The sequence below is a fragment of the Streptomyces sp. genome, from assembly GCF_050698815.1.
In the GTDB taxonomy this organism is placed as follows: Bacteria; Actinomycetota; Actinomycetes; order Streptomycetales; family Streptomycetaceae; genus Streptomyces.
This window is the reverse complement of record NZ_JBOHCV010000391.1, coordinates 1-3,365: the sequence shown is the minus strand read 5'-3', so window position 1 is coordinate 3,365 and position 3,365 is coordinate 1. Positions and strand designations below refer to the sequence as shown.

Here is a 3,365-nt window from a genome sequence, read left to right as displayed (position 1 = left end):
GGAAGTCCTTGTAGCGGAGCTACCAGGGCTTTTGGCCAACGCGGCGTGGGGGCACCTCCCGGCCGAAGGCTGGGGGAGTGCGTGATGGGCGGCGCGACAGGGCAAAGGTTGCCGGGAGGGGCACTAGCTCTCCAGGAAGGCGGCCGGCACCTATGACGCCCGACTCACCCATCCCCCGGTTCCATCTGGCCGTGCCCGTCGACGACTTGGCTGCCGCGCGCCGCTTCTACGGGGAGATCCTCGGGCTGGAACGGGGCCGCAGCGCCCGGTCGTGGGTCGACTGGAATCTGTACGGGCACCAGTTCGTCACCCATCTCGTACCCGGACACCGCGGCGCGGCGGCACACAACCCAGTCGACGGTCACGACGTGCCCGTACCGCACTTCGGGCTGCTGCTGACGGTGCCGGACTTCCACCGGCTGGCGGACCGGCTGCGGGCCGCGGGCACCGAGTTCGTCATCGAGCCGTACCTGCGCTTCGAGGGAGAGCCGGGCGAGCAGTGGACGATGTTCCTCACCGATCCGGCGGGCAACGCCCTGGAGTTCAAGGCGTTCGCCGACGACGCGGACGTCTTCGCGACGGACTGAGCGTTGCGACGGACCGACCTGACCGGTCAGAAAACGACGCGTGCCCAGAGCGGCCTGTGGTCGGAGTGCTCGGAGTGGGCCACGCCACTCCACTCGACCCGCACGGACGGTGACACGAAGAGGTAGTCGATCTTCCCCTTGGCATGGGTCTGCTCGCCTGACCGGCAGGAACGGCGCTCGGGCCGCATACTGTCGCCGCAGGGACCGGCTGCCTCCTTGAGGGCACCATCGGCACCGCGCCGGTAGTCGCGGTGGTAGAAGCTGTCCAAGGTGTCGGAGGCCGGGAGATCGTTGATGTCTCCGCCGAGAATCGCGGTGTAGCCCTTGTACCGGGTGGCCAGGATCCGCCCGGCCTCCGCGGCCTCGCGCAGCCGGCTCCCGAGGAACTCGCCCGCACCCGGGGTGAGATGTGCGGAGCAGGCGACGAGCTTCCGTGACTCCGACCGCACGCAGATCATCTCGCGGTACTCGTCACCCACCGTGGAGCCGAGCAGGTGACTGGCAGCGGTGTCCTCGTCGAAGCCCAGGTCGTCGCGGAAGACGAGGGTGTTGCCGAAGTCGGTGGGGTGACGGCACCGGGCGGTGCTCCGGCTCTCGTCGAGGTTGTCGACCGGGCCGAACAGGACGGTGTAGCCGGGCAGCCGGTCCCGCAGCCGCGCGTCCCAGTCGCGGCAGGACTCCTGAAGGGTGATCAGCGCGGCCTTGCGGCCCTTCACCTCGGCGGCGAGCGCGTCGGCCGGCGCGTTGCCCTTCGTTCCGTGCTCGGTGGTCCCGCCGGCCATGTTGAACTGGCCGATGACGTAGGAGTCCGCCGAGGACTCCGGGCGCGGACTCACCGCGTAGGCGATCAGCAGTCCGCCGGCGAGCATGACCGCGACGATCGCGGCGGCGGCCGAAGGGGAGATCGCGACGCGACGGATGACGCCCTCCATGGTCCGTTGCCCCGGGTGCGAGGATACGCGCGCAAGCATGCGGAGGCGGCCGAGGAGCGTCAACGGGGCTCCGGGGTGATGTCACCCAGGGTTATGGGGAGGAAACACGGCCTCCCGGGCCGATAGGCTTTCGGCCATGGCGGCCACTGGATCAGAGCAGACGGGATCGAAGGCGTACTACGTCTCGACCCCCATTTACTACGTCAACGACGCTCCCCACCTGGGCCACGCCTATACGACCGTCGCAGGCGACGTCCTCACCCGCTGGCACCGTCAGCGCGGCGAGAAGGTGTGGTACCTCACCGGCACGGACGAGCACGGTCAGAAGGTCATGCGCACCGCGATCGCGAACGGGGTCTCCCCGCAGGAGTGGTGCGACAAGCTCGTCGATGAGGCGTGGAAGCCCCTCTGGGAGCACCTGGACATCAGGAACGACGACTTCATCCGCACCACCGAGAAGCGGCACACCGACCGCGTCCGCGAGTTCGTCCAGGATCTCTACGACAAGGACGAGATCTATCAGGGCGGGTACGAGGGTCCGTACTGCGTGGGCTGCGAGGAGTACAAGACCTACGGCGAGCTGCTGGACGGCGAAGGGGACTACGCGGGCCAGCAGCTGTGCCCCATCCACCGGACGCCGGTGGAGATGCTCAAGGAGGAGAACTACTTCTTCAAGCTCTCCCAGTACGGCCCGAAGCTGCTGGAGCACTACGAGCGGCACCCGGAGTTCATTCAGCCCGAGTCGGCGCGCAACGAGGTCGTGAACTTCGTACGGCAGGGTCTGGAGGACCTGTCGATCTCCCGGTCGACGTTCGACTGGGGCGTGAAGGTGCCCTGGGACGACAAGCACGTGATCTACGTCTGGATCGACGCGCTGCTCAACTACGCCACCGCTGTGGGATACGGCGCGGACCAGGACCGCTTCGAGCGGACCTTCCCGGCGGACGTGCACCTGGTCGGCAAGGACATCCTCCGCTTCCACGCGGTGATCTGGCCCGCGATGCTGATGGCCAACGGCCTGCCGCTGCCCGGCAAGATCGCGGCGAACGGCTGGCTGATGGTCGGCGGCGAGAAGATGTCGAAGTCGAACCTGACGGGCATCTCGCCCCGGCAGCTGACCGAGCACTTCGGCGTGGACGCGTACCGCTGGTACTTCCTGCGGGCCATCGCCTTCGGCCAGGACGGCTCGTTCTCCTGGGAGGACTTCACCGCCCGCTACACCAGTGAGCTGGCCAACGACTACGGCAACCTCGCCTCCCGCGTCGCGGCCATGATCGGCAAGTACTTCGACGGCACGCTGCCGACGGCGACGGCGAGCGGGGAGGCGGAACAGGCCGTCATCGACGGGCTGGAGAAGGCCGCCGCGGAGGCGGACGAGCGGATCGGCGAGCACCTGGACTTCTCCGGCGGCATCGCCTCGGTCTTCGACTTCGTCAAGCGGGTCAACGGCTATCTCACGGAGCAGGCGCCGTGGAAGGTCGCCAAGGACGAATCGGAAGAGGCCCAGGCCCGGCTGGCGACGATCCTCTACACCGCGGCCGACTCGCTGCGCGCCTGCGCGGTGCTGCTGAACGCGGTCATGCCGGAGTCGTCCGCGAAGCTGTGGGACTCGCTGGGCGCCGAGGCGCACCTCGGCGCGCTGGCCGATCAGCACGTGGGTGAGGCCGGCCGCTGGGGACAGCTCCCGGCGGGGGCGACGGTGACCAAGGGCGCGGCGCTGTTTCCCCGCCTCGAAGAGGCGAAATAGCACGAGCCCGCGGCTGGAAGAGCCCAAGTAACCGACCCGGACAGCGGAAGGCCCCGCCACCCGGGGCGGATTCTCGGGGTCCTCGCAACACCTGACGGC

The 3,365-nt window shown here is 68.6% G+C and carries 3 protein-coding genes; 2 read left to right on the top strand and 1 reads right to left on the bottom strand.

The genetic code is table 11. From position 1 onward, the window contains the following. Nucleotides 1-152: 152 nt before the first annotated feature. Entirely contained in the window at nt 153-587 is a 435-nt protein-coding gene (locus ACRDP3_RS14395; protein WP_431517322.1) for a VOC family protein, read from the top strand. A 26-nt stretch (nt 588-613) separates the two neighbouring features. On the opposite strand, the gene ACRDP3_RS14390 is transcribed toward ACRDP3_RS14395, so the two are convergent. Further along, a complete protein-coding gene (locus tag ACRDP3_RS14390) occupies nt 614-1,519 on the bottom strand; it encodes an endonuclease/exonuclease/phosphatase family protein (protein ID WP_431517321.1) in 906 nt (301 codons plus the stop codon). A 136-nt stretch (nt 1,520-1,655) separates the two neighbouring features. Between ACRDP3_RS14390 and metG the strand changes: the two genes are divergently transcribed. Then, the gene (metG, locus tag ACRDP3_RS14385) at nt 1,656-3,266 is read left to right on the top strand and encodes a methionine--tRNA ligase (RefSeq protein WP_431517320.1); all 1,611 of its coding nucleotides are present in this window, start codon (nt 1,656-1,658) and stop codon (nt 3,264-3,266) included. The last annotated feature ends 99 nt before the right edge of the window (nt 3,267-3,365 follow it).